The sequence below is a fragment of the Nonomuraea sp. NPDC054003 genome (assembly GCF_055585125.1).
Genome location: NZ_JBVJKR010000001.1, coordinates 880670 through 907380, shown reverse-complemented (window position 1 = coordinate 907380; position 26711 = coordinate 880670). Strand labels below are relative to the sequence as shown.

21 protein-coding genes are annotated in these 26711 nt (G+C 72.2%); 10 read left to right on the top strand and 11 right to left on the bottom strand.

Translation table 11 applies throughout. The features are described 5' to 3' along the window. Positions 1-96: 96 nt before the first annotated feature. Together ACZ6YG_RS03825 and ACZ6YG_RS03820 are read right to left on the bottom strand one after the other, a co-directional pair. On the bottom strand, positions 97-261 hold the full coding sequence (locus tag ACZ6YG_RS03825; RefSeq protein ID WP_187281066.1) for a hypothetical protein: 165 nt from the start codon (positions 259-261) through the stop codon (positions 97-99). A 22-nt stretch (positions 262-283) separates the two neighbouring features. After that, a complete protein-coding gene (locus ACZ6YG_RS03820) occupies positions 284-1327 on the bottom strand; it encodes a questin oxidase family protein (RefSeq protein ID WP_466017135.1) in 1044 nt (347 codons plus the stop codon). A gap of 113 nt (positions 1328-1440) precedes the next feature. Here ACZ6YG_RS03820 and ACZ6YG_RS03815 point away from each other — a divergent pair, with 113 nt between their 5' ends. Both ACZ6YG_RS03815 and ACZ6YG_RS03810 read left to right on the top strand, forming a co-directional pair. Then, a complete protein-coding gene (locus ACZ6YG_RS03815) occupies positions 1441-4341 on the top strand; it encodes a DEAD/DEAH box helicase (RefSeq protein WP_466017134.1) in 2901 nt (966 codons plus the stop codon). A gap of 1 nt (position 4342) precedes the next feature. Further along, the gene (locus ACZ6YG_RS03810; RefSeq protein ID WP_466017133.1) at positions 4343-5092 is read left to right on the top strand and encodes an SWIM zinc finger family protein; all 750 of its coding nucleotides are present in this window, start codon (positions 4343-4345) and stop codon (positions 5090-5092) included. 7 nt (positions 5093-5099) lie between these two features. Here ACZ6YG_RS03810 and ACZ6YG_RS03805 read toward each other — a convergent pair whose 3' ends face one another. The 8 genes from ACZ6YG_RS03805 to ctaD form a co-directional block, all read right to left on the bottom strand. Then, positions 5100-6038 carry a diacylglycerol/lipid kinase family protein gene (locus ACZ6YG_RS03805; protein ID WP_148030588.1) on the bottom strand — a complete coding sequence of 313 codons (939 nt, stop codon included), beginning with the start codon at positions 6036-6038 and terminating at the stop codon, positions 5100-5102. A gap of 78 nt (positions 6039-6116) precedes the next feature. Then, positions 6117-8864: an immune inhibitor A domain-containing protein gene (locus ACZ6YG_RS03800; RefSeq protein ID WP_466017132.1), complete on the bottom strand. Its 2748-nt coding sequence runs from the start codon at positions 8862-8864 to the stop codon at positions 6117-6119. A 120-nt stretch (positions 8865-8984) separates the two neighbouring features. Then, positions 8985-9326, bottom strand: a complete 342-nt coding sequence (locus tag ACZ6YG_RS03795; RefSeq protein ID WP_219545417.1) for a hypothetical protein — start codon at positions 9324-9326, stop codon at positions 8985-8987. Continuing rightward, a complete protein-coding gene (locus ACZ6YG_RS03790; protein ID WP_148030585.1) occupies positions 9323-9706 on the bottom strand; it encodes a fumarate reductase subunit C in 384 nt (127 codons plus the stop codon). Before ACZ6YG_RS03790 ends, ACZ6YG_RS03795 begins: the two co-directional genes overlap by 4 nt. Further along, a complete protein-coding gene (gene sdhB / locus ACZ6YG_RS03785; protein ID WP_148030584.1) occupies positions 9703-10428 on the bottom strand; it encodes a succinate dehydrogenase iron-sulfur subunit in 726 nt (241 codons plus the stop codon). Before sdhB ends, ACZ6YG_RS03790 begins: the two co-directional genes overlap by 4 nt. Next, complete coding sequence (gene frdA, locus ACZ6YG_RS03780) at positions 10421-12154, bottom strand: fumarate reductase (quinol) flavoprotein subunit (protein WP_466017131.1); 1734 nt, start codon at positions 12152-12154, stop codon at positions 10421-10423. Before frdA ends, sdhB begins: the two co-directional genes overlap by 8 nt. Positions 12155-12158: 4 nt before the next feature. Continuing rightward, positions 12159-12392 (bottom strand): hypothetical protein, encoded by a 234-nt coding sequence (locus ACZ6YG_RS03775; protein ID WP_148030582.1) that lies wholly within the window; start codon positions 12390-12392, stop codon positions 12159-12161. Between the two features lie 80 nt (positions 12393-12472). Next, on the bottom strand, positions 12473-14161 hold the full coding sequence (gene ctaD / locus ACZ6YG_RS03770) for an aa3-type cytochrome oxidase subunit I (RefSeq protein ID WP_466017130.1): 1689 nt from the start codon (positions 14159-14161) through the stop codon (positions 12473-12475). A gap of 175 nt (positions 14162-14336) precedes the next feature. Between ctaD and ACZ6YG_RS03765 the strand changes: the two genes are divergently transcribed. After that, positions 14337-15542 carry an aspartate aminotransferase type Ic gene (locus ACZ6YG_RS03765; protein WP_271278305.1) on the top strand — a complete coding sequence of 402 codons (1206 nt, stop codon included), beginning with the start codon at positions 14337-14339 and terminating at the stop codon, positions 15540-15542. Here the strand turns inward: ACZ6YG_RS03765 and ACZ6YG_RS03760 are convergent, their stop codons facing one another. Further along, positions 15543-16121 carry a hypothetical protein gene (locus ACZ6YG_RS03760; protein WP_148030579.1) on the bottom strand — a complete coding sequence of 193 codons (579 nt, stop codon included), beginning with the start codon at positions 16119-16121 and terminating at the stop codon, positions 15543-15545. Between the two features lie 54 nt (positions 16122-16175). Here ACZ6YG_RS03760 and ACZ6YG_RS03755 point away from each other — a divergent pair, with 54 nt between their 5' ends. The 7 genes from ACZ6YG_RS03755 to ACZ6YG_RS03725 all read left to right on the top strand — a co-directional run bounded on the left by ACZ6YG_RS03755 (position 16176) and on the right by ACZ6YG_RS03725 (position 26700). Continuing rightward, positions 16176-17537, top strand: a complete 1362-nt coding sequence (locus tag ACZ6YG_RS03755; protein WP_466017129.1) for an FAD-binding oxidoreductase — start codon at positions 16176-16178, stop codon at positions 17535-17537. A gap of 173 nt (positions 17538-17710) precedes the next feature. Then, positions 17711-20017, top strand: a complete 2307-nt coding sequence (locus tag ACZ6YG_RS03750) for a serine/threonine protein kinase (protein WP_466017128.1) — start codon at positions 17711-17713, stop codon at positions 20015-20017. 79 nt (positions 20018-20096) lie between these two features. Continuing rightward, positions 20097-20723 (top strand): TetR/AcrR family transcriptional regulator, encoded by a 627-nt coding sequence (locus ACZ6YG_RS03745; protein ID WP_466017127.1) that lies wholly within the window; start codon positions 20097-20099, stop codon positions 20721-20723. A 53-nt stretch (positions 20724-20776) separates the two neighbouring features. Next, positions 20777-22309 carry an acyl-CoA carboxylase subunit beta gene (locus ACZ6YG_RS03740; protein ID WP_364232647.1) on the top strand — a complete coding sequence of 511 codons (1533 nt, stop codon included), beginning with the start codon at positions 20777-20779 and terminating at the stop codon, positions 22307-22309. Next, a complete protein-coding gene (locus ACZ6YG_RS03735; protein WP_466017126.1) occupies positions 22306-24228 on the top strand; it encodes an acetyl/propionyl/methylcrotonyl-CoA carboxylase subunit alpha in 1923 nt (640 codons plus the stop codon). Before ACZ6YG_RS03740 ends, ACZ6YG_RS03735 begins: the two co-directional genes overlap by 4 nt. After that, a complete protein-coding gene (locus ACZ6YG_RS03730) occupies positions 24200-24961 on the top strand; it encodes an enoyl-CoA hydratase/isomerase family protein (RefSeq protein ID WP_466017125.1) in 762 nt (253 codons plus the stop codon). The genes ACZ6YG_RS03735 and ACZ6YG_RS03730 overlap by 29 nt, the downstream gene beginning before the upstream one ends. 80 nt (positions 24962-25041) lie before the next feature. Then, positions 25042-26700, top strand: a complete 1659-nt coding sequence (locus tag ACZ6YG_RS03725) for an acyclic terpene utilization AtuA family protein (RefSeq protein WP_466017174.1) — start codon at positions 25042-25044, stop codon at positions 26698-26700. The last annotated feature ends 11 nt before the right edge of the window (positions 26701-26711 follow it).

Below are 26711 nucleotides of genomic sequence, written 5' to 3'. Positions count from 1 at the left end.
CCTATACCGCCTTCTATCACGACCCTTCAGGCCGGTGATCAGCGCGGATTCCGGGCACCGCGAGGCCGCGCGACCGCTCGGGCCGCGCGGGCTCTCTCAGCGCTTGGCGGCGCGCAGCAGGAAGCCGACGACCCGTACGACGGGCGAGGCGGGCGCCTCGCACCAGTTGGCGGGCTGCTTCGGCTTGCTCCACGGAGAGGGGAGCTCGCACGAGGGAGCCTGCGGCTTGGGCCGCTCACACCACGATCCGGGAGGATTCATACTTCCACTGTACAACCGGGCATCACGCTTTCAGGGGCTGAATGGAGCGGGACGCGCGCACGACCGCCGCGAGGGCGTCCGGGTCGGCGGTGCGTTCGTACACGTCCAGCGCGGTGTCGGCCAGCTTGATCACGTGCTCGTCGCCGTGCGCGACGGCCCGGTCGAACGCCTCCTGCGCGGAGCCGGGCGCGGCGGGCAGCTCCCGCCCGGTCACCGGCCCCGCGGGCCCGTACGCGGCCGTCACCGCGGCGGCGGCGGCCCACGCCGCGTCGAGGCTCGGCACCCAGAGGGAGGCGGGCAGGGCGGGCAGCGTGCGGAGCACCGCCGTGGGGGCGGTCGCCGAGTGGATCAGCATGACGGGCGAGCCGTGCGCGTGGGTGAGATAGCGCAGGGTGGCGGCGTCGGCCAGCGCGGCGAGCCGGTCCCTGGCCTCGCCGGCGCCCGAGGCCGGGGCCAGCGCGGCGACCGACGGCTCCCAGCCGCCGGTGCCGGCGAGCTGGCGGAGCCGGTGGTCGATGTCCCGGCTCTGGTCGGCCACCCGCGGCACCCCGGCCAGCGCGCCCGACGGCGTCTCCGTGCCGGACGGCGGGGCCGCTCCGGCCACGGGCTGCCAGCGTGCCGCCCAGTAGCCGAGCGCCTGCCCCAGCTCGGCGAGCCGCGGCCCGTCCTCCAGCTCCAGCAGGGCGTGGACCGCGTGGCCGGTGCGGATGACGCCGTGGGTCGCCCCGGCCGCGATGCCGGGCAGCAGCCGCGGCCACCACTCCTCCAGCACGGCCCGCCACGGCCGCTCCTTCGTCTCCCGCTCGAAGAACCGCAGCCAGTCGCCGAGCCGTCGCGGGTCGCCCAGCGCTTCCCGCCAGTCGTCCCCGATCGCGCGGGTGCCGCCGGGAGCCTCCTCCAGGCGGGCGGTGTAGGCGTCCAGCCAGCGGTGGACCTCGCGGGCGTGCCCGCGCCTGACCATCGACTCGACCGCCATCGGGCCGTGGTTGCTCAGCCAGCCGTCGAACTCGGGGCAGGTGCGGTGCAGCCGCTCGAACGCCTCTTCCAGGGTGCCGCTGTCGTCCATGCACCCGACGCTAGCCTCGCCCGCCCCCGCCGCGCCTCGGTCCATGGACCTAGGCGCCCTCCTCCGTTCGTCCTATGACGGATCGGCGGGGCGCCGGCGGGTAACCTGCCGGGGTGCTGGTCGTACACGGAGTGTGGGCGGGAGAAGGGCTGGCCTTCTGGGCGGAGCAGCCCGCGCGGGCCGCGGGCGGGCCCGGCCGGCATCCGTTCGCCGCGCCGGTCCCCGCGCTGCGGGAGGCGCTCGGCGTCGACGGCGGGGGCGAGCCGGAGCTGGCGTTGCTGCTGCCGGGGACGGCGAAGGAGCCGATGCCCTCGCCCGAGACGGGGCGGCCCGCGACGGCGACGCGGCCCAGGTTGCGGGTGTGGCGCGTGCCCGCCGTGGTGCCGTCCGTCCCGGCCGCCCTGCGGGTGGTGGACGCCTACGACGGCAGCGCCACCGTCCGTCACTGGGCGGCCGCCGCCGGGTTCGCCCGCGATCTGGTACGGCGCGGCCGGGTGGTCCCGCGGCTGGTGGCGGCTCCCGGCGGCGCCTGCCGTGCGGTCTGGGAGCCGGTGGTCACCCGGGGTGACGCGGCGTACTTCAGGGAGCTGGCCCTGGCGATGCCGCCCGCGTCCCGTACCTCTGAGGTGGAGCGGCCGTCCGGGGAGGTGCTGTGGGAGGCGCTCGGGGCGTTCACCGACGCGCTGGTCCGTGAGGCGCTGCCCGAGCCGCTCGTCGAGCGGGCGGTGACGGCGCGCGAGCGGTGGCTGGCCGCCCTGACCGGCCCCGACGGCTCGTGCCCCGACGTGCCTGGCCTGCGCGAGGAGCTGGACCGGTGGCGCGAGACGGTGGTGGCCGCCGAGGGTGCCGCGCGGGTGTGCTTCCGGCTGGTCGAGCCGGCCGAGGAGGACGAGGACGACCGTGACCTCGACGCTGGGTGGCGGGTGGAGCTGGCTCTGCAGGGGGTGGAGGACCCGAGCCTGTACGTGCCCGCCGCGCGGGTGTGGCGCGGGGAGCCGGTGGCCGGGGTCCCGGCGGCGGAGCGGGAGCTGCTGGCCGGGCTCGGCCGGGCGGTGCGGCTCTATCCGGAGCTGGAGCGGGCGCTGCGCGTGGCCGAGCCGGGCGAGCTGGTGCTCGACACCGCGGGCGCGTTCGGATTCCTCAGGGAGGCGGCGCCGCTGCTGCAGGCGGCCGGGTTCGGGGTGCTGCTCCCCCGCTGGGCCGGGCGGAACCGGCTGGGGCTGAAGGTGACGGCCAGGAGCAAGGACCCGGGGGCGGTGGCCGGGCAGGGGCTGGGGCTGCGCGAGCTGGTCGGCTTCCGGGTCGACCTGGCCGTGGCCGGGGAGACGATCGGCGAGGAGGAGCTGGCCGAGCTGGCCCGGTTGAAGGTGCCGCTGGTCCGGGTGCGCGGCCGGTGGGTGGAGCTGGACGAGCGGCAGCTGGCGGCCGCGCTGCGGGTGGTCGGCGGCGAGCGGGCCGGTGAGGCGCGGGCGGCCGACCTGCTGCGGCAGGTGGTCCGGGGCGACGGCGAGCTGCCGCTGCTGGAGGTGGACGCCGACGGGGTGCTCGGCGACCTGCTCTCGGGCGAGGCGGAGCGGCGGCTGCGGCCGATCGGCACGCCCGCGGGCATCGACGCGACGCTCCGCCCGTACCAGGAGCGGGGGCTGGCCTGGCTGATCTTCCTGTCGGAGCTGGGGCTGGGCGGGATCCTGGCCGACGACATGGGGCTGGGCAAGACGATCACCACCCTGGCGCTGCTGGTCCACGAGGGGACGGGGCCGACGCTGCTGATGTGCCCGATGTCGCTGCTGGGCAACTGGCAGCGGGAGGCGGCCCGGTTCGCGCCGGGCCTGCGCGTGTACACCCACCACGGCCCCGGCCGCGACCCCGCGCTGATCGCCGGCGCCGACCTGGTCCTCACCACGTACGGCACGGCGCAGCGGGACCTGGAGGCGCTGCGCGAGGTCTCCTGGCGGCGGGTGGTGTGCGACGAGGCGCAGGCGATCAAGAACAGCGGCACGCTCCAGGCCAGGGCGGTCCGGGCGATCCCGGCGGCGCAGCGGCTGGCGCTGACCGGGACCCCGGTGGAGAACCACCTGGCCGAGCTCTGGTCGATCATGGAGTTCGCCAACCAGGGGCTGCTGGGGACGCGGGCCGGGTTCAGGGAGCGGTTCCAGGAGCCGATCGAGGCCCGGCGGGACGAGGAGGCGGCGCACGCGCTCAGGCGGGCGACCGGGCCGTTCATCCTGCGGCGCGTCAAGACCGACAAGTCGGTGATCAGCGACCTGCCGGAGAAGCTGGAGATCAAGGAGTGGTGCCCGCTCACCACCGAGCAGGCGTCGCTCTACCAGGCGGTCGTGGACGACATGCTGGGCAAGATCGATGGCAGTGAGGGGATCGAGCGGCGCGGGCTGGTGCTGGCTACCGTGGCCAAGCTCAAGCAGGTCTGCAACCACCCGGCCCACCTGCTCAAGGACGGCTCCAGGCTGGCCGGCAGGTCGGGCAAGCTGCAGCGGCTGGAGCAGCTCGCCGAGGAGATCCTGGCCGAGGGCGAGAAGGCGCTGGTGTTCACCCAGTACACCGAGTTCGGCGCCATGCTCCAGCCCTACCTGGCGCGGCGGCTGGACCGGCCGGTGCTCTGGCTGCACGGCGGCCTGCCGAAGAAGGCCCGCGACCGGCTGGTCGACCGCTTCCAGGAGGACGGCGAGCCGATGCTGTTCCTGCTGTCGCTCAGGGCGGCGGGCGTGGGGCTCAACCTGACCGCCGCCAGTCACGTCGTCCACGTCGACCGCTGGTGGAACCCGGCCGTCGAGGACCAGGCCACCGACCGCGCCTTCCGCATCGGCCAGCGCAAGAACGTGCAGGTCCGCAAGCTGATCTGCGCCGGCACGCTGGAGGAGCGGGTCGACGAGCTGATGGAGCGCAAGAAGGCGCTGGCCGAGCGGGTGGTGGGCACCGGCGAGGACTGGCTGACGGACCTGTCGACGCGGGAGCTGCGCGAGGTGTTCCGGCTGACTTCGGAGGCGGTGGCCTGAGATGCGGTACGGGACCCCGATCAAGGTCGAGGGCGGCCTCCGCGCCCGGTCGAGGCGCGGCTCGATCGGGTCGGCGTGGTGGTCGCGGCGGTTCATCGACATCCTGGAGCGCGTCTGCGACCGGGGGAGGCTCTCACGCGGGCGCGGCTACGCCAGAGCCGGGCAGGTGCTGTCCATCGACCTGTCGCCCGGCCTGGTGTCGGCCGCCGTGCAGGGTTCGCGGCGCACCCCGTACGAGGTGACGATCGCGATCGGGGCGTACGGCGAGGACCGCTGGGAGACGCTGGAGTCGGCGATCGCCGAGCAGGCGGTCTACCGGGCCAAGCTGCTGGCCGGGGAGATGCCGGAGGAGATCGAGGAGCTGTTCGCCTCTGTCGGCGTCGACCTGTTCCCGCGCGATCTCGGCATGGACTGCTCGTGTCCCGACTGGGGGTTCCCGTGCAAGCACGTGTCGGCGGTGCTGTACCTGCTGGCGGAGTCGTTCGACGAGGACCCGTTCCTGGTGCTGGCGTGGCGCGGGCGGGGGCGCGCTGAGCTGCTGGGCTCGCTCGCCGCCCGGCCCGCCGCGGGCGTCCCGGCGGTGGCGGACGTGCCGTTCGCGGAGCGGCTGGCGGACTTCTACACGCCGGGCGGCAGCGCGCACCCGCCGGAGCGCCGCCCGGCGGGCTCGGACCTGCTCCCCCGGCTCTTCCCGCCGCCCGCGGACCTGGCCGCCCCGCTCGGCGTCGCCTACCGCCGGCTGGGTGAGTGAGCCGGGGTCAGCGGTCCTCGAAGTCGGCCGGGACCATGACGCGTACGCCGTTGGGCACCACGCGGAGCCTGATCGGGGTGCGGAGCCGCACCTCGCCGTCGACGTCGGCGGCCATCGGCGGGTCGGTCTCCAGCAGCATCTCCCGGCCGGTCACGAAGGGGCCGCCGGCCAGGCTCCGCCACCGGCCCGTGGTGGCGCGGGCGAGCGTCTCGACCAGCAGCCGCAGCTTCTTGCCCGAGCCGAGCTGGTAGGCGACGAGCATGCCGTCGTCGATGCTGATGTCGCGGGCCACCTGCCAGCCGCCGTGGAAGCGGCCGTTGGCGATGTTGAGCTGGTGGGTGAGAAGCTCGTGGCGCTGCCCGTCGACCGTGATGTAGGCCCGGAACGGGCGGTGGCCGGGCAGGATCGTGAGCGCGGTCAGCGGGTAGGCGGGCCGGCCCACCCACCGCTTCAGCCACGGCCTGACCTTGCCCGCCACCTCCACCGACACCCCGAAGCTGGCCAGGTTGGCGAACGGCCGGTCGTCGGCCATGCCGAGGTCGATGTCGGCCACCTTGCCGGTGGCGAACACCCGGATCGCGCCCGAGAGGTCGAGCGGCAGGCCGAGGCTGCGGGCGAAGTTGTTGGTGGTGCCGAGCGGCAGGACGCCGAGCGCCACGTCGCGGTGGGCGACGTGGCGCACGGCGGAGGAGAGCGTGCCGTCGCCGCCGCCGACGATCAGCAGGTCGGGCCCCGTCGCCAGGGCCGTGTCGAGCAGCTCGCGCAGCCGTTTCGGGTTGTAGACGCCGATCTCGGCCAGCGGCTCGAAGCCCAGCTCGTGGACCTGCTCGATCACCTCGAAGTAGTGGCGGCGGCCGCGTCGTGAGCGAGTGTTGATCACCACTGCCACACGGCGATCCTTGAGGATCGCCGCGGTGTGCTCGGCCTTGGTGCGCAGTTCGCTCATGGTCATCAATCGTAGGTCCAGAAGCCCCTGCCTTCGCACGGCGACCGTGTGAAGACAGGGGCTCGCGACCCGCCTGATCTACTTCTTCGGCGGGGTCACCTGGACGATGGCGCCCAGGTCGCCGGGGAGCGGGGTGACCAGCTTGATCCCCACGCCCAGCGCCTTGCCCTCGTCCCCCGGGTTACCGGAGCCGAGCACGTGGCCGCCGCCGATGTCGAGGCCGTAGTACTCGGTGGCCGGGGTGCCGTCCACGTTCACCACGCGGGTGCTGTACGGCTGGTCGCCCTTGGACGGGACGACGGTGGAGGCGTCGAAGTCCCGGTAGAACAGGCCGCCGTCCTGGACCTCCAGGCCGGGGTACCAGGTCTTGGCGTCGGTGAACTCCTTGACGCCCTTGAGCCCGCCGATCCGCGTGCAGTACTCGCTGAACGGCTCGTCCGGCGCCTCCAGGCACTCCTTGAGCGGGTAGGTGTTCCTGAACGAGAACGCCGCGTTGGACGTCTGGGTGCGGCCTTCCATGTTCTTGTGCCTGGTCGGGTCCTTCGCGGCCGCCTCGCCGGTGCGGCGCAGCGGGTCGAAGTGGGAGTCGACGAGCAGCAGGGTGCCCTTGGAGCCGATGCTCGGCGCCGCCTCCAGGTTGTTCACCAGCACGTTGTTGGTGTAGGTCGAGTCGCGGTACCAGACCAGCAGGCCGGGCGCGTTGTACTTGACCTTCTCCACCTTCCACGCCCCGTCACGCGAGTACGTGGTGTCGTAGGCGTACTGCAGGCCCTTGTCGAACCCGTCGAAGTTGCGCCACTCGGCGAGGTAGAACCGCTGGATCTCGCGCTCGCCGTTGTTGATCGTCCAGCCCTGGCCGCTGGTGTTGGTGAAGGTGCCGCCGGTGGCCCGCCAGCCGTTCTCGCCGCCCTCGACGTCGTCGCTCCACACGGTGGCGCCGTCGCTGGTGAGCTCGAAGTCGTCGGCGTGCCAGCCGCGCGGGGTGAAGGCCGCGTCGGTGTTGTACGTCAGCCGCAGCTTGATCGATTGGCCGGCGAACGGGGTCAGGTCGACGTAGTCGTGCCGCCAGCCGTTCGTGTCACCGGTGATGCCGTACTTCTTGTCGCCGAAGGTGGCGAGGTTCTTGTTCGGGTCCGGGTAGTCGTCGGGCGTGGTGATCTCGTCGCCGGCCTCGTCGAAGACCTTCTGCTGGGCCCAGGTCGAGCCGCCGTCGGTGGACACCTCGACGAAGCCGAAGTCCCAGTCGGACTCGATCTCGTAGTTGTTCCACATCCAGAACCGCACGTCGGACCCGGCGGGCACGTCGATGTCGCGGCCCACCGAGACGTTCGCCCACTCCTGGTCCATGCCGGACCACCAGGCGTTGCCGCCGCTGTGCGGGTCGACCATCTTGAGCGGCTCGGAGGCCAGGTTCACCCGGACGCCGTCCTGGGTGAGCTTCGGCGTGCGGGAGGACTGGCCGACGGTGACCAGGCTCTTGCGGTCACCCGGGTCGAACACCTTGGGGTTGGCCCAGCCGAGCACCCACTTGTCCCACAGGCCCATGTGCGTGGGCATGGACTGGAAGATCGGGCCGGAGTGGGAGCCGCTGGACATCAGGTCCCAGAAGTCCACCGCGGAGCTGCCCGCGCCGGAGGTGTCGTACAGGTCGGGCAGGCCGAGGTCGTGGCCGTACTCGTGGGCGAAGACGCCGACGCCGGAGTCCTCGGGCTGGACGATGTAGTTGGAGATCTTCATGTCGGTGCCGGGCACCTGGTAGCCGCCGGCGACCGCGCTGGAGTGGGCCCAGATGGCGTAGGTGCCCTCGGCGCCGCCGTCGGAGGACTTGTCCTTGCCGGCGTGGACCAGCACGAGGTGGTCGATCACGCCGTCGGGCTCGGCGAAGTTGCCGTCGCCGTCGGCGTCGGAGACGTCCTCGAGGTCGTAGTCGGCCCACGGGAAGTCCGGCTGGGTCTGGGCCAGCACGTTGACGGCGTCGATGGCGAGCTGGCCGGCGCCGAGCGGGTTGTCCGGGTGGCCGGACATGTCCTGCGGGTTGCCGCCGCAGGCCGCTGCGCCGTACCAGGCCTCGGAGTGCGGGGCCTTGATCCAGCCGACGGCGGAGCCGGTGACGGAGTAGGCGCCCTTGGACATCTCCTCGTACATCTTCTTCAGCGTGAAGCCGGAGATGTCGATGCCCGGCCTGCCGTCGCGGGGGTCCTTCAGGTCCTTCCGTACGCGCTCGGTGATGCCCTTGTCGGTGTAGAGCATCTTGTTGAAGTGCTCGGGGCTGAAGTCCTTGACCCAGAAGGAGTTGTTGTCCTTGTTCGGCAGCGTGGCCGGGTCCGGGATGTTGTTGTGCAGGGGGCCGTTCTTGAGCGTGCCGGCCGGCTCGACGAGGCAGTCGTCGGGGGCGCTGTCGACGGTTCGCAGCCGGTTGTAACCGGAGAAGTCGTCGTCGGCGTTCTCGTTGAACTCGACCAGCAGCGTCAGCAGCTTGGCGGTCCTGGTCTGCTTGGTCTTCTTGAAGATGAAGTCGGCGGGGTTGCGGCCGGTCCTCAGGGCCTCCTGCTCGCGGGCGGCGAGCACCCGGGCGGCCGCCGGGTTGCCCAGGCTGTGCTTCTGGTCGATCTCCCGTGCCCGCGACCGTGAGCGCTTGTCACCGCCCGGCGCGCCCGGTTCCTCGGGCGTGGCCTCGTCCCTGGGCGGGGCGTAGTTGATGTAGAAGTCGGACGGACCGGGCTCGTAGCGCGCCACGGAGGACGCTTGCGCGGTGGGCGCCGTGAGGGTGGCGCCCAGCAGGGCTACTGCCGAGATCGTGGCTAAGAGGCGCGTCTTTCGGGACACCGAGTACCCCTTCTGCCCGGGGTCGCCGGGCGATGGCCGGAGGGTTTCGCAAGCCGGACGGTAGACCCCGGATAAACTCGACGTAAAGCCGCGAGTCGAAATATCACGAAACCAGGACATTCACCACAGCAGCCATGCCGCGACGGCGGCACCACCCAGTGCCCCGCCGTAACACACCACGGCGATCGGCAGATCGAACCGGGCCAGGCCCAGCAGTTCCTCGCTGGTGTGGCGGATCCGGTGCGCCGCGTGGAAGAGGCAGAGCGCCACGACCGCCACCAGCGCCACCCGCACCGGCAGGGGTTCGAGCGCGCCCGCGAGGTGCGCGGCGGACGGCCAGTCGAGCACGCCCAGCGGCATGAGCACGCCGAACAGCAGCACGAGCACCGGCAGCAGCAGCGCGGCGACCACGCCGCCGCCGCTGAAGAGCAGCCACAGGTACGGTTCCAGCACGCGTCTCATGGCGACCTCAGCACGACGTACGCGACGACCGCGGAGACCAGCAGCCAGGCCGAGTGGTTGCCGCCCTGGATCATCCAGGCGGGCACCCGCCAGCCGTCCAGCCGGACCACCGTGGCCTTGGGCGCGAGGTTGAGGAAGGTGATCGCATGGAAGCAGGTCGCGGCCAGCGCCACCACGTTGACCGCGATCATCCACGGTTGCCCGGCGAGCGCGACGAAGCCCGCGTACCCGCCGCCGGTCAGGGCGGCGATCATCAGCAGCAGGAACGCGACCGTCCAGGCCACGAACACGCTGGTCAGCTCCCGGAGCACGAAGATCGTGTAGCGCCGCGAGCGGGCGAACCAGAGCCGGTCGCGGCCGCGTACGTAGGGCGCGGTCATCGACGGCTCCACGGCAGCACCGAGCGGAGCGCGGCGGTCAGCTTGTAGCGCTGGATGGCCTCGGCCGGGTCGACGTGCTTGGGGCAGGCGTTCGTGCACTCGCCGACGAACGTGCACCCCCAGACGGCGTCCTCCTGGCTGAGCACGTCGAACCGGTCGTCCATGTCGCGCGAGTCCAGGTTGTAGCGCTGCGCCAGCGCGATCGCCGCGGGCCCCAGGAAGTCCGGGTCGAGCACGTACACCGGGCAGGCCGAGTAGCAGAGCATGCAGTTGATGCACATGCTGTACTGCTTGTAGGCGTCGAGCTGCGCCGGGGTCTGCGCGTACTCGGCGGTCAGCGGCAGTTCCTCGCCCTCCCTGACCAGCCACGGCCGCACCGACGACAGCTTGGCCAGGAAGTCCTCGATGTCCACCACCAGGTCCCTGATGACCGGGAACCCCTTGAGCGGCTCGATCCTGACCGGTCCGTCCCCGTACTCGGTGAGGAAGGTCCCGCAGGTCAGCCGGGGTTCACCGTTGACGGTCATGCCGCACGACCCGCAGATGCCCATCCGGCACGACCAGCGGAACGACAGCGTGCCGTCCAGCCGGTCCTTGACGTAGGTGAGCCCGTCGAGCACCGCCCAGTCGGGCATGAGCGGCACCTCGTACGACGCGAAGACGGGCTCGGCGTCCTGCCCGGGGCGGTACCGGGCGACCTCCAGCCGGATCGACTCAGTCACGGCCATAGACCCTTTCCCCTGGGGGCCAGCGGGTGATGGTGACGGGCAGCAGCCCCACCGAGGGGGTGCCGTCGGGGGCGCGGTGGACCAGCGAGTGCGCCAGGTAGGCGCCGTCGTCCCTGGCGGGGAAGTCGGTGCGCTGGTGGGCCCCGCGCGACTCCTGCCGGTTCAGCGCGCAGGCGACGATGGTCCGCGCGACGTCGAGCATGGCGCGCAGCTCCAGCAGGTTGATCATCTCGGTGTTGAAGACGGCGCTGGTGTCGTCGACCCGCGCCTCCAGGGCGCGCTCGCACAGCTCGGCGAGGGTGTCGGCGGCCTTGGCCAGCACGTCGCCGCCGCGGTAGATGCCGGCCGCGCCCTCCAGCGTGTGCTGCATCTCCTCGCGCAGGACGGCGACGCGCTCGCCGTTCGCGCGGCCCTCGCGGGCGCGGGTCAGCCGCCGCCGCTCGTCGTCGCCCTGGCTGCGCACCGCGGGCGGCTCGCCCTCGCGGTGGGTACGGGCGAACTCGGCGGCGGCGATCCCGGCCCGCCTGCCGAAGACGAGGATCTCCGGCAGCGAGTTGGAGCCGAGCCGGTTGGCGCCGTTGATGCTCACGCAGGCGGTCTCCCCCGCCGCGTACAGCCCCGCGACCGGGGTGGCCCCGTCGAGGTCGGTGTGCACGCCGCCCATCATGTAGTGCACGACGGGACGGACCGGGATGAGGTCGGTGGCCGGGTCGAGGTTCTGGTAGCTGCGGCACAACTCGCGCACGAACGGGATGCGGGCGTCGATCTTGTCCTCGCCGAGGTGGCGCAGGTCGAGGTAGACGACGGGCCCGTACGGGGTGTCGGCCGTGCGCCCTTTGCGCTGCTCGTGGACGAACGCCTGGGAGAGCCGGTCGCGCGGGCCCAGCTCCATGCTGCGCAGCTTCGGGGCGGGGGTGGGCCGGCCCAGGTCGTAGTCCTGGAGGTAGCGGTAGCCGTCCTTGTTGATCAGCCAGCCGCCCTCGGCCCTGGCCGCCTCGGTGATGAGGATGCCGGTGAACGGCAGCCCGGTGGGGTGGTACTGGACGAACTCCATGTCCTTCAGCGGCGCGCCCGCCCGGTAGGCCAGCGCCATGCCGTCGCCGGTCTTGATGGTCGCGTTGGTGGTGAACGGGAAGGCCCGGCCGCAGCCGCCGGTGGCCAGGATCACGGTCCTGGCGGGGATCGCCTCGACGCGGCCGGTCCTCATCTCGACGGCGACCACGCCGTGCACCCGGCCGTCGTCGACGATGAGCTGGGTGACGTACCACTCGTCGTATCGCACGATGTCGGGATATTTCAGGGTGGTCTGGAAGAGCGTGTGCAGCAGGTGGAAGCCCGTCTTGTCGGCCGCGTACCAGGTGCGCTGCCGTTTCATGCCGCCGAACGGGCGCACCGCGACCCGCCCGTCTGGCTCCCGGCTCCACGGGCAGCCCCAGTGTTCCAGCTGGATGAGCTCGCGGGGCGCCTCGGCCACGAACGCCTCCACCGCGTCCTGGTCGCACAGCCAGTCGCCGCCGGAGATCGTGTCGTAGCAGTGCTCGTCCAGGCTGTCGCCGGCGCCGATCACCGCGGCGGCGCCGCCCTCGGCGGAGACCGTGTGGCTGCGCATCGGATACACCTTGGACAGCACGGCCACGGTCAGGGACGGGTCGGTCTCGGCGACCGCCAGCGCGGCGCGCAGGCCGGCCCCGCCGCCCCCGACGATGAGCACGTCGATCATGCGATCAGCTCCCGCGGTCGGGCTGGATCGGGTCCTTCACCCGCCTGCCGTCGTGGCGGACGGCGGACAGGTGGATGCTGCCGTCGTGGTACTCGTGCCGGATCCGGCGGCAGCCGCAGTCGAAGAACTGGTCGCGGATGACGAGGCCGTAGCCGTCGTCGTCGACGAGGCGTTCGCCTCCCGACTTCTTCCCGCAGGGGGCCGTCTCGGGGGTGAAGGGGATCTTGGTGCCGGTCATCGCCGATCTCCTTAGACAGGCGACTGAATGGGCGGATCGTCACATCAACAGAAGCACCGCGACCTCTCGGGGGAAAGGTCTCACTTTGTTTCGCGGCGCTTGAGCGCGGCCTGCTGGGCCTCCTTCAGCTCCGGCTTGTCGTCGGGCGGGTAGTGCAGGTCGAAGGCGGGCCGTTCGGAGCGGATCGGCGGCATGAAGGTGAAGTTGTGCCGGGGCGGCGGGCAGCTCGTGGCCCACTCCAGCGAGCCGGCGAACCCCCACGGGTCGTCGACGGTGACCTTGGGCGCCCGTCTGGCCGTCCTCCAGACGTTGTAGAGGAACGGCAGCGTCGAGGCGCCGAGCAGGAACGCCCCCGCCGAGGAGATCTCGTTGAGCAGGGTGAACCCGTCGCCGGGCGAGTAGTCGGCGTAGCGGCGCGGGAACCCGAGCATGCCCAGCCAGTGCTGCACCAGGAAGGTGGTGTGGAAGCCGATGAACAGCGTCCAGAAGTGGAGCTGGCCGAGCCGGTCGTCGAGCATCCGCCCGGTCATCTTGGGCCACCAGAAGTAGAACCCGGCGAACATGGCGAACACGACCGTGCCGAACACGACGTAGTGGAAGTGGGCCACCACGAAGTAGGAGTCGGTGACCTGGAAGTCGAGCGCCGGCGAGCCCAGGATGACGCCGGTGAGCCCGCCGAGCAGGAAGGTGACGAGGAACCCGATGGCGAACATCATCGGCGCCTCGAAGGACAGGTGTCCCCGCCACATGGTGCCGATCCAGTTGAAGAACTTCACCCCGGTCGGCACCGCGATCAGGAAGGTCATGAACGAGAAGAACGGCAGCAGCACCTGCCCGGTGGGGAACATGTGGTGCGCCCAGACGGTCATGGACAGCCCGGCGATGGCGATGGTCGCGCCGACCAGCCCGATGTAGCCGAAGATCGGCTTGCGGCTGAAGACCGGGATGACCTCGGTGATGATGCCGAAGAACGGCAGCGCGATGATGTAGACCTCGGGATGCCCGAAGAACCAGAACAGGTGCTGGTAGAGGATCGGCCCCCCGTTGGACGGGTCGAACACCTGGGTGCCCAGCCGCCGGTCCGACTCCAGCACCAGCAGCGCGGCGGCCAGCACGGGGAAAGCCATCAGCACGAGCATGCTGGTCAGCAGCACGTTCCAGGTGAAGATCGGCATCCGGAACATGGTCATGCCGGGCGCCCGCATGCCGATGATCGTGGTGATGAAGTTGACCGCGCCGAGGATCGTGCCGAGTCCGGCGAGGGCCAGCCCCATGATCCACAGGTCGCCGCCGACGCCGGGCGAGTAGGTGGCCGACGACAGCGGCGTGTAGGCGAACCAGCCGAAGCTCGCCGCCCCGCCCGGGGTGAAGAAGCCGGCCACCGCGATCAGGCCGCCGAACAGGAACAGCCAGAAGCTGACCGCGTTGAGCCGCGGGAAGGCCACGTCGGGCGCGCCGATCTGCAACGGCATGACCGCGTTGGCGAACCCGGCGAACAGCGGGGTGGCGAACAGCAGCAGCATGATCGTGCCGTGCATGGTGAACATCTGGTTGTAGGTCTCGGCGTCGACGACCTGCAGTCCCGGCGCCGCCAGCTCGGCCCGGATGATCATCGCCATGACCCCGCCGATCAGGAAGAACCCGAACGAGGAGATCAGATACAGGTAGCCGATCACCTTGTGATCGGTGGTCGACAGCCAGGACGCGATGACCGTCCCGGTGCGCCGTCGCCTGACCTGTTCGATCGAGGTCTCGCGAACGGTGGTCACGGCTGCTCCCTCCAGTAGAGGTGGCGTGCCTACCCATTCCACGCCAACGATCGACGTGCGTGAAGGAGTTTTTCGAAGATTGCCGATATGTCCCCTTCTCGGATGGCGGACGCGGGCCAGGACCGGCCCCAGGATCTTCTATCCTTCGTGTCAACCCGATCGGAGGAGAGATTTCGTGACCGCTTCGCGTGACTACGCCGCCCTCGCCCAGCGTGGGCTCTCGCTCGACCTCACCAGGGGGAAGCCGTCGCCGCGTCAGCTCGACCTCTCCAACGACATGCTGAGGCTGCCGGAGTCCTATCACGCGGCCGACGGCACCGACGCCCGCAACTACGGCGACCTGCAGGGCCTGCCCGAGCTGCGCGAGCTGTTCGGCCCGCTGCTGCAGGTGCCGCCGGCGCAGGTCGTGGTGGGCGGCAACGCCAGCCTCGCGCTCATGCACGACACGGTCGTGCACGCGCTGCTCGGCAAGGTGCCGGGCGCCGAGCGGCGGTGGGTGGAGGAGCCGGAGATCACCTTCCTGTGCCCGGTGCCCGGCTACGACCGCCATTTCACGATCTGTGAGCGGCTCGGCATCACGATGGTGGCCGTCCCGATGGGCCCTGACGGCCCCGACATGGACGTCGTCGAGCGGCTCGTGGCGAGCGACCCGAAGGTCAAGGGCATGTGGTGCGTGCCCAAGTACAGCAACCCGTCCGGCGTCGTCTACAGCGACGAGACCGTGCGCCGGCTCGCCGCCATGCCGGCGGCCGCCCCCGACTTCCGGATCTTCTGGGACAACGCCTACGCCGTCCACCACCTCACCGACACCCCGGCCGAGCTGGCCGACCTGCTCGCGCTCTGCGCCGCCCACGGCAACCCCGACCGGGCTCTCGTGTACGGCTCCACCTCCAAGGTGACGCTGGCGGGCGCGGGCGTGTCGTTCTTCGGCTCGTCCCCGGCGAACGTGGAGTGGTTCCTGGCCAACACCCGCAAGCAGTCCATCGGGCCCGACAAGCTCAACCAGCTGCGCCACGTCGAGTTCCTGCGCGACGCCGACGGGGTGGCCGCCCACATGCGCCGCCACGCCGAGCTGATCGCGCCCAAGTTCGAGCTGGTCGACCGGGTGCTGACCAAGGAGCTCGGCGGCCTTGCCACCTGGACCAGCCCGCGGGGCGGCTACTTCATCAGCCTGGAGGTGCCGCACGCCGCCGAGGTGGTGGCCAGGGCCAAGGCGGCCGGCATCGCGCTCACGCCCGCCGGGGCCACCCACCCGTACGGCGAGGACCCGGACGACCGCGTGATCCGGATCGCCCCCACCTACCCCGAGCTGGACGAGCTGGAGCAGGCCATCCTCGGCCTGACCGTGTGCGTGCGGCTGGTTGCGGAAGAGCGCGCCTGATCAGAGCTTCCCGGCGGGGGGCCGGAAGCCGAAGATGTACTGACGCGTCTCGTGCGGGTGGAAGGTGACGTCGACCCCGGGCTCGAAGGCGACGTTGTCGCGGGAGCAGTAGCAGAGGCTCTCCCAGACGGCGTACGCCTTCTCCCGGGCGGGCCCCTCGGCCTCGTCGCGCTTGCGCGCCCCGTACGCGCCGAGCACGAGCAGCAGCCCGACCCCCCAGAACACGCCGGTCAGGCAGAACGGCGCGAGCAGCACCTCCGCCCAGCCGGAGAACTTGCCCATCGCGATCACCAGCGACACGACCAGGTGCAGCAGGGCCGCCACGCCGAGCAGGACGTACCCCTGGTTCCTGGTCCAGGGCGTGTAGTGGCGGCTGGGGAACGACAACCAGACCGCGAGCTGCGTACGGCTCATCTGGTGTTTGGACGCGCCCAGCGCGGCTCGCGAGGGCAGGTCGGCGACCTCACGATCGCCGGGCAGCCTGACCCGCCCGATCCGATACGTCGTGCCCGCCGCCACGACCCCCGGCACCGCGATGACCTGATCTACCAGCCCGCATGCCGGACACTTCACTTCCACCCGCCGCAGTCTCTCCGTAAAACGACACTCCATGCAAACCGTAAGGTTCTTCATGTGAGACCCATTGACGCCCTGGTGAGTTCCCTGCCCGACGGCCGGGTCGTGACCGACCCCGACGTGATCGACTCCTACGCCCGCGACCGCACGTTCGTGGAGCCCGGCAAACCGCTCGCCGCGGTGCTGGCCGGCTCGCGCGACGACGTGGTGGCCACGCTGCGCTGGGCGAGCGAGCATCGGGTGCCGGTCGTGCCGCGCGGCGCGGGCACCGGGCTCGCCGGCGGGGCGACCGCGGGCGACGGCGCGGTCATCCTCTCCCTGGCCAGGATGGACCGGATCAGAGAGCTCACCCCCGCCGACGAGATCGCCGTGGCCGAGCCCGGCGTGATCACCGCCGACCTCGACCGGGCCGCCAGGGAGCACGGGCTGATGTACGCGCCGGACCCTTCCTCGTACGAGATCTCCACGATCGGCGGCAACCTGGCGACGAACGCGGGCGGGCTGCGCTGCGTCAAGTACGGCGTCACCCGCGACTCGGCGCTCGGGCTGGAGGTGGTGCTGGCCGACGGGCGGATCCTGAACACCGGGCGGCGCACCATGAAGGGCGTCACCGGCTACGACCTGACCGGCCTGTTCGTCGGCTCCGAGGGCACGCTGGGCGTGATCACCGCCGCCACCGTGCGGCTGCGGCCGGTCCCGGCGGCGGCGCCGGCGACGTTCGCGGCCGAGTTCGGCTCGCTGCGCGACGCGGGCGCGGCGGTGTCGGCGATCATGGCGGCGGGGTGCCAGCCGTCGCTGATGGAGCTGCTCGACCGGGCCACGCTGGAGGCCATCGACGACTGGCGCAACATCGGCCTGGAGGCGGGCACGATGGCCATGCTCATCGGCCAGTCCGACGCCTCCGACGGCCAGGCCGCCGCCGCCCGCATGGAGCGGCTCTGCCTCGACAACGGCGCCACGTTCGTGGCCGTCTCCTCCAGCCCGCAGGAGACCGAGGAGCTGATCGGGCTGCGCCGGATGGCCTACCAGGCCAAGGAGCGGCTCGGCGCGTGCCTGGTCGAGGACGTGTGCGTGCCCCGCTCGGTGCTGCCCGACATGATCGGCGCGATCGAGGCCGCCGCCGCCCGGCACGGCGTGCGTATCTGCACCGTCGCGCACGCCGGCGACGGCAACCTGCACCCGGTGTTCGTCTTCGAGCACGGTACGAGCGAGCCGCCGCCCGAGGTGTGGGCCGCGGCGGACGAGGTGTTCACGCGGGCCCTGGAGCTGGGCGGGACGCTCACCGGCGAGCATGGAGTCGGCGTGCTCAAGCGGCGCTGGCTGGCGCTGGAGACGGGGCCGGTGGCGCGGGAGGTGCAGCACGGCATCAAGGCCGTCTTCGACCCGCTGAACATCCTCAACCCGGGCAAGGCGATCTGACCGGTGGCCGGTTGTTCACCAAGACGTGACCTCGGCCGCGAATCCCGTAACGACCTGCGTGAAAACGCTGACACGCGAGCGTCAGACAGAGAAGATATTCCAGGTAGCGACTCATACCAATAGTCACGCTGGTAGCGTTTTGCCCCAGCGATCGTTCTGTATGGGGGTCCGGGGTGAGTCAGTTCCAGCCGTTGATGGCGGACGACCCGCAACGGCTGGGCGCGTTCGAGATCGTCGCCCGGCTAGGCGAGGGCGGCCAGGGGGTGGTCTACCTTGGCCGGACGGCGTCCGGCGAGCAGGTCGCCGTCAAGCTTCTGCACAATGCCCTGGCGGCCGACCCGGAAGCCAGGAGCCGCTTCCTGCGCGAGGTGGCGGTGGCCCAGCGGGTCGCCCGGTTCTGCACCGCGCCGGTGCTCCACGCCGACCTGGAGGGCAGCCGGCCGTACATCGTCAGCGAGTTCGTGCAGGGGCCGTCGCTGCGTGAGCTGGTGATCAACGAGGGCCCGCGCCGGGGGGCGGCGCTCGAACGGCTCGCGATCAGCACCGCGACCGCCCTGGCGGCCATCCACCGGGCGGGCATCCTGCACCGCGACTTCAAGCCCGCCAACGTGCTCATGGGCCCCGAAGGGCCCGTGGTGATCGACTTCGGCATCGCCCGCGCCCTCGACGCGCCCGGCGCGACCGCGACCGGCATGGCCATGGGCACCCCGTCCTATCTCGCGCCCGAGCAGCTCACCGGCACCGCGCCGGTGTCGGAGGCGGCGGACGTGTTCGCGTGGGGCGTCACCATGGTGTACGCCGCCACCGGCAAGCCGGCCTTCGGCGCCGACTCGATCCCGGTGGTGATGAACCGCATCCTCCACCAGGAGCCGCAGCTCGGCGGCATGGAGGGGCGGCTGGCCGAACTGGTGGCGCTCTGCCTGTCGAAGGACCCCGGCCAGCGGCCGTCGGCCGACCGGCTGATCGTCGAGCTGACGGGCCAGCCGGCGCCCAACGCGGCCATCGAACCGGTCTCGGGCCCTCAGGCCCAGCGCCCCTACGAGCCCGCCCCGTACCCCTCCCCCGAAGGAGCCACCCCCTTCGGCGCGGGCCCCTCCGAGGGCCTTGGAACGCGGCAGCCCCCCGCACACCCAGGCCACGCGGCAGCAGCCCACCTGGCCGCCCATCCCGGCACGAACCAACCCGGACCGGGCCAACCTGGGTCGGGCCACCTGGCCGCCCAGCCCGGAGCGGGCCAGCCGGGCGCCCAGCCTGGGACGGGCCAGCCGGGCGTGCAGCCCGGACCTGGCGGTCCGCAGAATCCGTGGATGCCTGGGGCCGCGGCCGACGCCATGCCGCACACGGGCGCGTACGGCCCGCCCGGAGGCGCGCCCGAGACCACCGGCGGCGGCGCTCCCGGAGGGCACCCGGCGATGCACGGGTCGCCCGGCATGGGCGCGCAGCCTCCCTTCCCGGGCGCGCAGCATCCCGGCCAGGCGGGACCCACCGCCCACGGCCAGGGCGGCCCCGGACACGCCGGTCCCGTCGCGCAAGGCGGACCGGGATCCGCGGGCCAGGGCGGACCGGGGCACCCGGGATCCGCGGGCCAAGGTGGACCGGGGCAGGGCGGGCCTTTCGGCCCCGGTCAGCAAGGCCCCGGTCAGCAAGGTCCCGGGCAGCAGGGTCCTGGGCGGGCGCCGCGTGAGCCGATGTCCAAGCAGCGGCGGTCGCTCACGTTCGCGCTCTCCGGAGCCGCGGCCGCGGCGCTGCTCGTGGTGGTCGGCGCCGTCGTGGTGCAGGCCAACGCCAAGTCCACGCCCGTGATGAACGTGGACAACGCCACCGCCTCCACGGCCCCCGCGTCCCAGCCCCCGCCGACCCCGGACACGTACTCCCCGGTCCCCACCCCGGACCTGGAGGAGCCGAAGCCGACCAAGACCCGGAAGAAGAAGACCGACGAGGCCACCGCCAGGCCCGACACGATCACGGTCCCCACCACCCGCCCGACGACCACCAAGCCGTCATCGTCGCCGTCGCCGACGAAAAAGAAGAAGAAGCGGAACACCCTCGTCGAGCCGGACCTGGAGCCGACGACGCAGCCCACGAGCGGCGGCGAGCAGACGGACCTGCCGACCAAGCCGCGACCCAAGCCGCTGGTCAAGAACACCACGAACGTGGTCGCCCTCTGCGGCACCGGCTACAAGGTGATCAACCAGCGCAAGCTCGCCGACAAGTCCGGCCGGGACACCGCCATGATCTACCTGCTCTACCACACCGGCCAGGGCAAGAACTGCGTGGTGACCAAGTCGCTCTACGTGCACACCGACAAGGTCGCGATGAGCGCCCACCTCCAGGTCAAGGGCGGCGCGCAGGCCGACGACCCGGGCCGCTTCACCCGGCACGCCGGCCCGATCCGGCTGGCCGCCAAGAAGAAGTGCGTCATCTGGGGCGGCACCTTCGAGGGCGTGAGCTGGAAGTCCGGCTGGAGCCACTGCGGCTGAGCCGCGAGCCTCACGGGCCGCGCTCCCTCCGGGAGTGCGGCCCTTCTCATGCGGGCAGGATGGCGCTACCGTTCCTGACGTGATCGTCAAGTCTCTGACCCAGCGGGGGAAGCGGACCCGCGCCGCTCTCCTGACGGCGGGGCGGGACGCGTTCGAGGAGTGCGGGTACGACGGGGTACGGGTCGACGACGTGTGCGCGCGGGCCGGGGTCTCCCATGGCACGTTCTACACGTACTTCGACTCCAAGGAGGCGCTGTTCGCCGAGGTCGCGGAGGCGGTGGTGGGCGAGATGTTCGCGGCGAACGTGGTCGGCCCGTCCGCGCCCGCCGACCCGTACGCGCGGATAGCCGCCGCCAACCGGCTCTACCTGCGGGCCTGGTCGGCGAACTCGCGCCTGGTGCGGATGCTGGAGCACGCGGCCACCGTCGACGACCGGTTCGGCGGCCTGCTGCTGGAGCTGCGCGAGGTGTTCGTGCGGCGCGGTGAGGAGGGGCTGCGGCGGCTGCAGCGGCAGGGCCTGGCCGACGCGTCGCTCGACCCCAGGCTGACGGCGATCATGCTGGGCGGCATGGTGGAGCAGTTCGCGCACGTGTGGCTGGACCTCGGCGAGCGGGCGAGCGAGGAGGCCGCCGTGGACCATCTCACGCGGCTGTGGGCGCGGGCCATCGGGCTGACGCCGCCATCAGGTTCCGGGGAGGAAGCGTGATCATCAGCAGGCTCGACCCCGGCGCGGACGACTACGCGCGCCGCCGCGAGGCGATGCTCGCCAAGCTGGCGGAGCTGGACGCCGAGCACGCCAAGGCGGTCGCGGGCGGCGGCGCCAAGTACGTCGAGCGCCACCGCCGGCGCGGCAAGCTGCTCGCCCGCGAGCGGATCGAGCTGCTCGTCGACCCCGACTCGCCGTTCCTTGAGCTGTCACCGCTGGCCGCCTGGGGCAGCGACTTCCCGGTGGGGGCGAGCGTGGTGACCGGCATCGGGGTGATCGAGGGCGTCGAGTGCCTGATCAGCGCGAACGACCCGACGGTCAGGGGCGGTGCGTCCAACCCGTGGACGCTGCGCAAGACGCTGCGGGCCGCCGACATCGCCTTCGAGAACCGCCTGCCGTACGTGAACCTCGTGGAGAGCGGCGGCGCCGACCTGCCGACCCAGAAGGAGATCTTCATCCCGGGCGGCCGGATCTTCCGCGACCTGACGCGGCTGTCGGCCGCCGGGATCCCGACGATCGCGCTGGTGTTCGGCAACTCCACGGCCGGCGGCGCGTACGTCCCGGGGATGAGCGACTACACGGTGATGGTGCGCGAGCGGGCCAAGGTGTTCCTGGGCGGGCCGCCGCTGGTGAAGATGGCGACCGGCGAGGAGTCCGACGACGAGTCGCTGGGCGGGGCCGAGATGCACGCCCGGGTGAGCGGCCTGGCCGACTACCTCGCCGCCGACGAGCACGACGCGCTGCGCATCGGCCGCCGCGTCGTCGGCTCGCTCCACTGGCGCAAGCAGGGCGCCGAACCGTACCCGGTGCGGGAGCCCGCGTACCCGGCGGAGGAGCTGCTGGGGATCGTGCCGGAGGACCTGAAGGTGCCGTTCGACCCGCGCGAGGTGATCGCCCGGGTGGTCGACGGCAGCGCGTTCGAAGAGTTCAAGCCGCTGTACGGGGCGTCGCTGGTGACGGGCTGGGCCCGGCTGCACGGCTATCCGGTGGGCATTCTGGCCAACGCCCGCGGGGTGCTGTTCAGCGAGGAGGCGCAGAAGGCCACCCAGTTCATCCAGCTCGCCAACCAGACCCGCACCCCGCTGGTCTTCCTGCAGAACACCACCGGCTACATGGTCGGCAAGGAGTACGAGCAGGGCGGCATCATCAAGCACGGCGCGATGATGATCAACGCGGTGTCCAACTCGACCGTGCCGCACCTGACCGTGGTCATGGGCGCCTCGTACGGGGCGGGCAACTACGGCATGTGCGGTCGCGCGTACGGGCCCAGGTTCCTGTTCAGCTGGCCGAGCGCGAAGTCGGCGGTGATGGGGCCGGCGCAGCTCGCCGGGGTGCTGTCGATCGTCGGCCGCGCCGCGGCCGGGGCGCGCGGCCAGGTGTACGACGAGGAGGCCGACGCGGCGATGCGGGCGATGGTGGAGGCGCAGGTGGAGGCGGAGTCGCTGCCGTTCTTCCTGTCGGGCAGGCTCTACGACGACGGGGTGATCGACCCGCGCGACACCCGGACGGTCCTCGGCCTGTGCCTGTCGGCGGTCAACAGCGCGCCGGTGCCGGAGCCGGCCGGGTTCGGGGTGTTCCGGCCATGATCAGGCGTCTGCTGGTGGCGAACCGGGGCGAGATCGCCCGCCGCGTCTTCCGTACCTGCCGTGAGCTGGGCGTCGAGACCGTGGCTCTCTACTCCGACGCGGACGCGGACGCGCCGCACGTGGCGGAGGCCGATCTCGCGGTGCGGCTGAGCGGGGTGAAGCCCGCCGGGACGTATCTGGCGATCGACCGGGTGATCGAGGCGTGCCGGGCGTCGGGGGCGGACGCGGTCCATCCCGGCTACGGATTCCTGTCGGAGAACGCGGCCTTCGCCCGTGCCGTGCTGGACGCGGGCCTGACCTGGGTCGGGCCGCCGCCGGACGCCATCGCGGCGATGGGCTCGAAGACCGGGGCCAAGCGGCTGATGGCGGAGGCCGGGGTGCCGGTGCTGCCGACGCTCGACCCGGCCGCGCCCGGGGAGTTCCCGGTGCTGGTGAAGGCGTCGGCGGGCGGCGGCGGGCGCGGCATGCGGGTGGTGCGCGACCCCGCGGACCTGGCTCGGCAGGTGGAGTCGGCGCGGCGGGAGGCGGAGGCGGCGTTCGGCGACGGCGGCGTCTTCGTCGAACCGCTGCTGGAGCGGGCCAGGCATGTCGAGGTGCAGGTGCTGGCCGACGGCCACGGCACCGTGTGGGCGCTGGGCGAACGGGAGTGCAGCGTCCAGCGCAGGCACCAGAAGGTCGTCGAGGAGTGCCCGTCGCCGGCGGTAACGCCGGAGGTGCGGGCCCGGCTGGCGGACGCGGCCGTGCGCGCCGCCCGCGCCATCGGGTACACCGGGGCGGGGACGGTCGAGTTCCTGGTCGCGGGCGAGCGGGTGGCGTTCCTGGAGGTGAACACCCGGCTGCAGGTCGAGCATCCGGTGACCGAGCTGGTCTACGGGGTCGACCTGGTCCGCCTGCAACTGGAGGTGGCCGAGGGCGCCCGCCTGCCGGAGGCGCCGCCCGAGCCGCGCGGGCACGCGGTGGAGGCCCGGCTGTACGCCGAGGACCTCGCGTACCTGCCGCAGTCGGGGGTGCTGCACCGGTTCGAGGTGACCGGCGCGGTGCGGGTGGACGCGGGGGTGGAGAGCGGGTCGGTGGTGTCCCCGCACTACGACCCCATGCTGGCCAAGATCGTCGGGTACGGTGCGACGCGCGGCGAGGCGGTGCGGAAGCTGGCCTCCGCCCTGCGGGGCGCCCGCCTCCACGGGGTCACCACCAATCGGGACATGCTCCTCCAGGTCCTGAAAAATCCTGCTTTCGAGCGAGGCGACACCCACACCGGCTTCCTCGACGAGCATCCGCCCGCGCCTCCCTCGCCTCCCGGCGCCCGGGAGGCGCTGGCCGCCGCCCTGGCCATGGCCCGCGCCGGCCGCGACCGCGCCCCGGTCCTGCGCAGCCTTCCCTCCGGCTGGCGCAACGTCCGCTCGCAGCCTCGTACGGCCCGCTTCGAGGAGACCGAGGCCACCTACGACCCCCTCCCGCCCGGCACCGCCGTGGTCGCGGTGAGCCCTCTGCCCGCTGTCCGGACCGGCTCCGACGGCGGGGCGTATCGAGTGGTCCTGGAGACGGACGGGGTGCGGCGGGCGTTCGAGGTGTGCTGGTACGGGGACGGGAAGGTGTACGCCGACGGGCCGGAGGGCGCCGCCGTGCTGACGCCCGTGCCACGTCTGCCGGAGCCGGTGGAGCACGTCGCCCCGGGCTCGCTGCTGGCCCCGATGCCGGGCAGCGTGCTGCGGGTGGAGGTGGAGCCGGGTGACCGGGTGGCGAAGGGCACCCCGATCCTGGTGCTCGAAGCGATGAAAATGGAACACGCGGTCACCGCCCCCGCGGCGGGCGTGGTCGCGACCGTGCACGTGGAGAAGGGCCGGCAGGTCGACGCGGGCGCCGTGCTGGCGGTGATCAGGGAGAGTGACGATGACGGAGCTGGTGCACAGCGACCTTGAGCACGGGGTCGCGACCGTGACCCTGGACTCGCCGAAGAACCGCAACGCGTTGTCCACCAGGCTGCTGGGCGACCTGGAGTCCCACCTGAAGCAGGCGATCGCCGACGACGCGGCGCGGGTGATCGTGCTGACGGGCACCGGTCCGGTGTTCTGCTCGGGCGCGGACCTGAAGGAGCAGCGCGACCCGGACGCCGCGCCGGTGACCACGTCGCTGCCGGACATCCTGACCATGATCTGGCACAGCCCGAAGCCGGTGGTCTGCCGCCTCAACGGCACCGCCCGCGCGGGCGGCATCGGCCTGGTGACGGCGTGCGACGTCGCGATCGCGCCCGACACGGCGTCGTTCGCGTTCTCGGAGGTGCGGCTCGGCGTGGTGCCCGCCATGATCGCGGTGCCGGTGCTGCGCAAGGTGAACCCGCGGGCGGCGTCGGAGTACCTCTTGACAGGCGAGGTGTTCGACGCGGCCAGGGCGGTGGAGATCGGCCTGCTCAACCGGGCGGTGCCCGAGGCGGAGCTGGACGCGACCGTGCGCCACTACACCGGCATGCTGGTCAAGGGCGGTCCCGAGTCTCTGGCGATCACCAAGATGCTGCTCTGCGAGCTGCCGGGGGTGTCGTTCGAGGAGGGCGTGCGCCGGATGGCCGCCCTGTCGGCCGAGCGGTTCACCTCCGAGGAGGGGCAGGAGGGCATCGCCGCCTTCATGGACAAGCGCCCGCCCCGCTGGGTTCCGTGAGTCATCCGGTGGACCGCGCCGTGCTCCGGGTGGCCAACTGCAGCGGCTTCTACGGCGACCGGCTGTCGGCGGCCCGCGAGATGGTCGAGGGCGGCCCGATCGACGTGCTCACCGGCGACTGGCTGGCCGAGCTGACCATGCTCATCCTGGCCGGAAACCGGCTCAAGGGCCGGCCCGGCTACGCGCCGACGTTCCTGCGTCAGCTGGAGGACGTCCTCGGCGCCTGCCTGGAGCGCGGCATCAAGATCGTGTCCAACGCGGGCGGCCTCGACCCGGCGGGCTGCGCCGACGCCGTGCGCGAGCTCGCCGCCAGGCTCGGCCTCTCCCCCAGGGTCGCGCACGTCACCGGCGACGATCTCACCGGCCGCGACCTGGACCTGGTCAACGCCGACACCGGCGAGCGGCTGACGGCCACCCCGCTCACGGCCAACGCCTACCTGGGCGGCCGGCCGATCGCCGCCGCCCTGTCGGCGGGCGCCGACGTCGTGGTCACCGGCCGCGTCACGGACGCGGCCCTGGTGACGGGTCCGGGCATCTGGCGGTACGGGTGGGGGCCCGCCGATCTCGACCCGCTGGCGGGATCGGTGGTCGCCGGCCACATCATCGAGTGCGGCTGCCAGGCGACGGGCGGCAACTACGCGTTCTTCCAGGACGTCCCTGACCTGGCCCGCTGCGGCTTCCCGATCGCCGAGCTGCACGCCGACGGCTCGTGCGTGATCACCAAGCACCCCGGCACGGGCGGGCTGGTCTCGGTGGGCACGGTCACGGCGCAGCTGCTGTACGAGATCGCGGGCCCGCGCTACCCCGGCCCCGACGTGGTGGCCCGGTTCGACACCGTCGCCCTGTCGTCCGACGGCCCCGACCGGGTCCGCGTCACGGGCGCCCGCGGCGAGCCGCCGCCTGACACGCTCAAGGTCGCGGTCAACTACCTGGCCGGTTACCGCAACACGATGACCCTCGTGCTCACCGGGCTCGACATCCAGGACAAGGCCCGGGTGGCGGAGGAGACGATCTGGGCGCGGATCCCGAAGGACTCCTTCGACCACGTGGACGTCACGCTCACCGGCCACGGCCTGCTCAGGATCACGGTCATGGACGCCGACCAGCGCAAGGCGGGCCGGGCGTTCTCCTCCGCCGTGGTGGAGACGGGCCTCGCCGGCTACCCCGGCTTCTACGGTCTCACCTCTCCAGGCCCGGCCTCCCCGTACGGGGTGTACTGGCCGGTCCTCGTACCGGCGTCGGAGGTCCGCCCGGAGGTGTACGTGGACGGCGAGCGCGTCCCTCTGGACGCGGCGGACCCTCGCGGGGACGTCCTCCCGCCCGGCCCGCCGCCGCTGCCGGACGGCGCGGCCGACGACCTCGCGGCCACAGCCGACGTGACGTCAGGAGACGTCCCTGGAAGCGAGGCGGCGGTGCGGATGCCGCTGGGGCGGATCGCCGGGGCGCGGTCGGGGGACAAGGGCGGCAACGCCAACCTGGGCGTGTGGACCACCACTCCCGAGCGCTACGCCTGGCTGGCCGCCCAGCTCACCACCGAGCGCCTGAAGTCCCTGCTGCCCGAGCTGGCCCCGTACCGAGTCGACCGCTACGCGCTGCCCAACCTCAACGCGCTGAACTTCGTGATCCACGGGCTGCTCGGCCGCGGCGTGGCCGCCAGCCCGCGCATGGACCCCCAGGCCAAGGCGCTCGGCGAGGAGCTGCGCGCCTGCCCGGTGGAGGTGCCCGCGCGCCTCGTGTAAACCATTTGAGC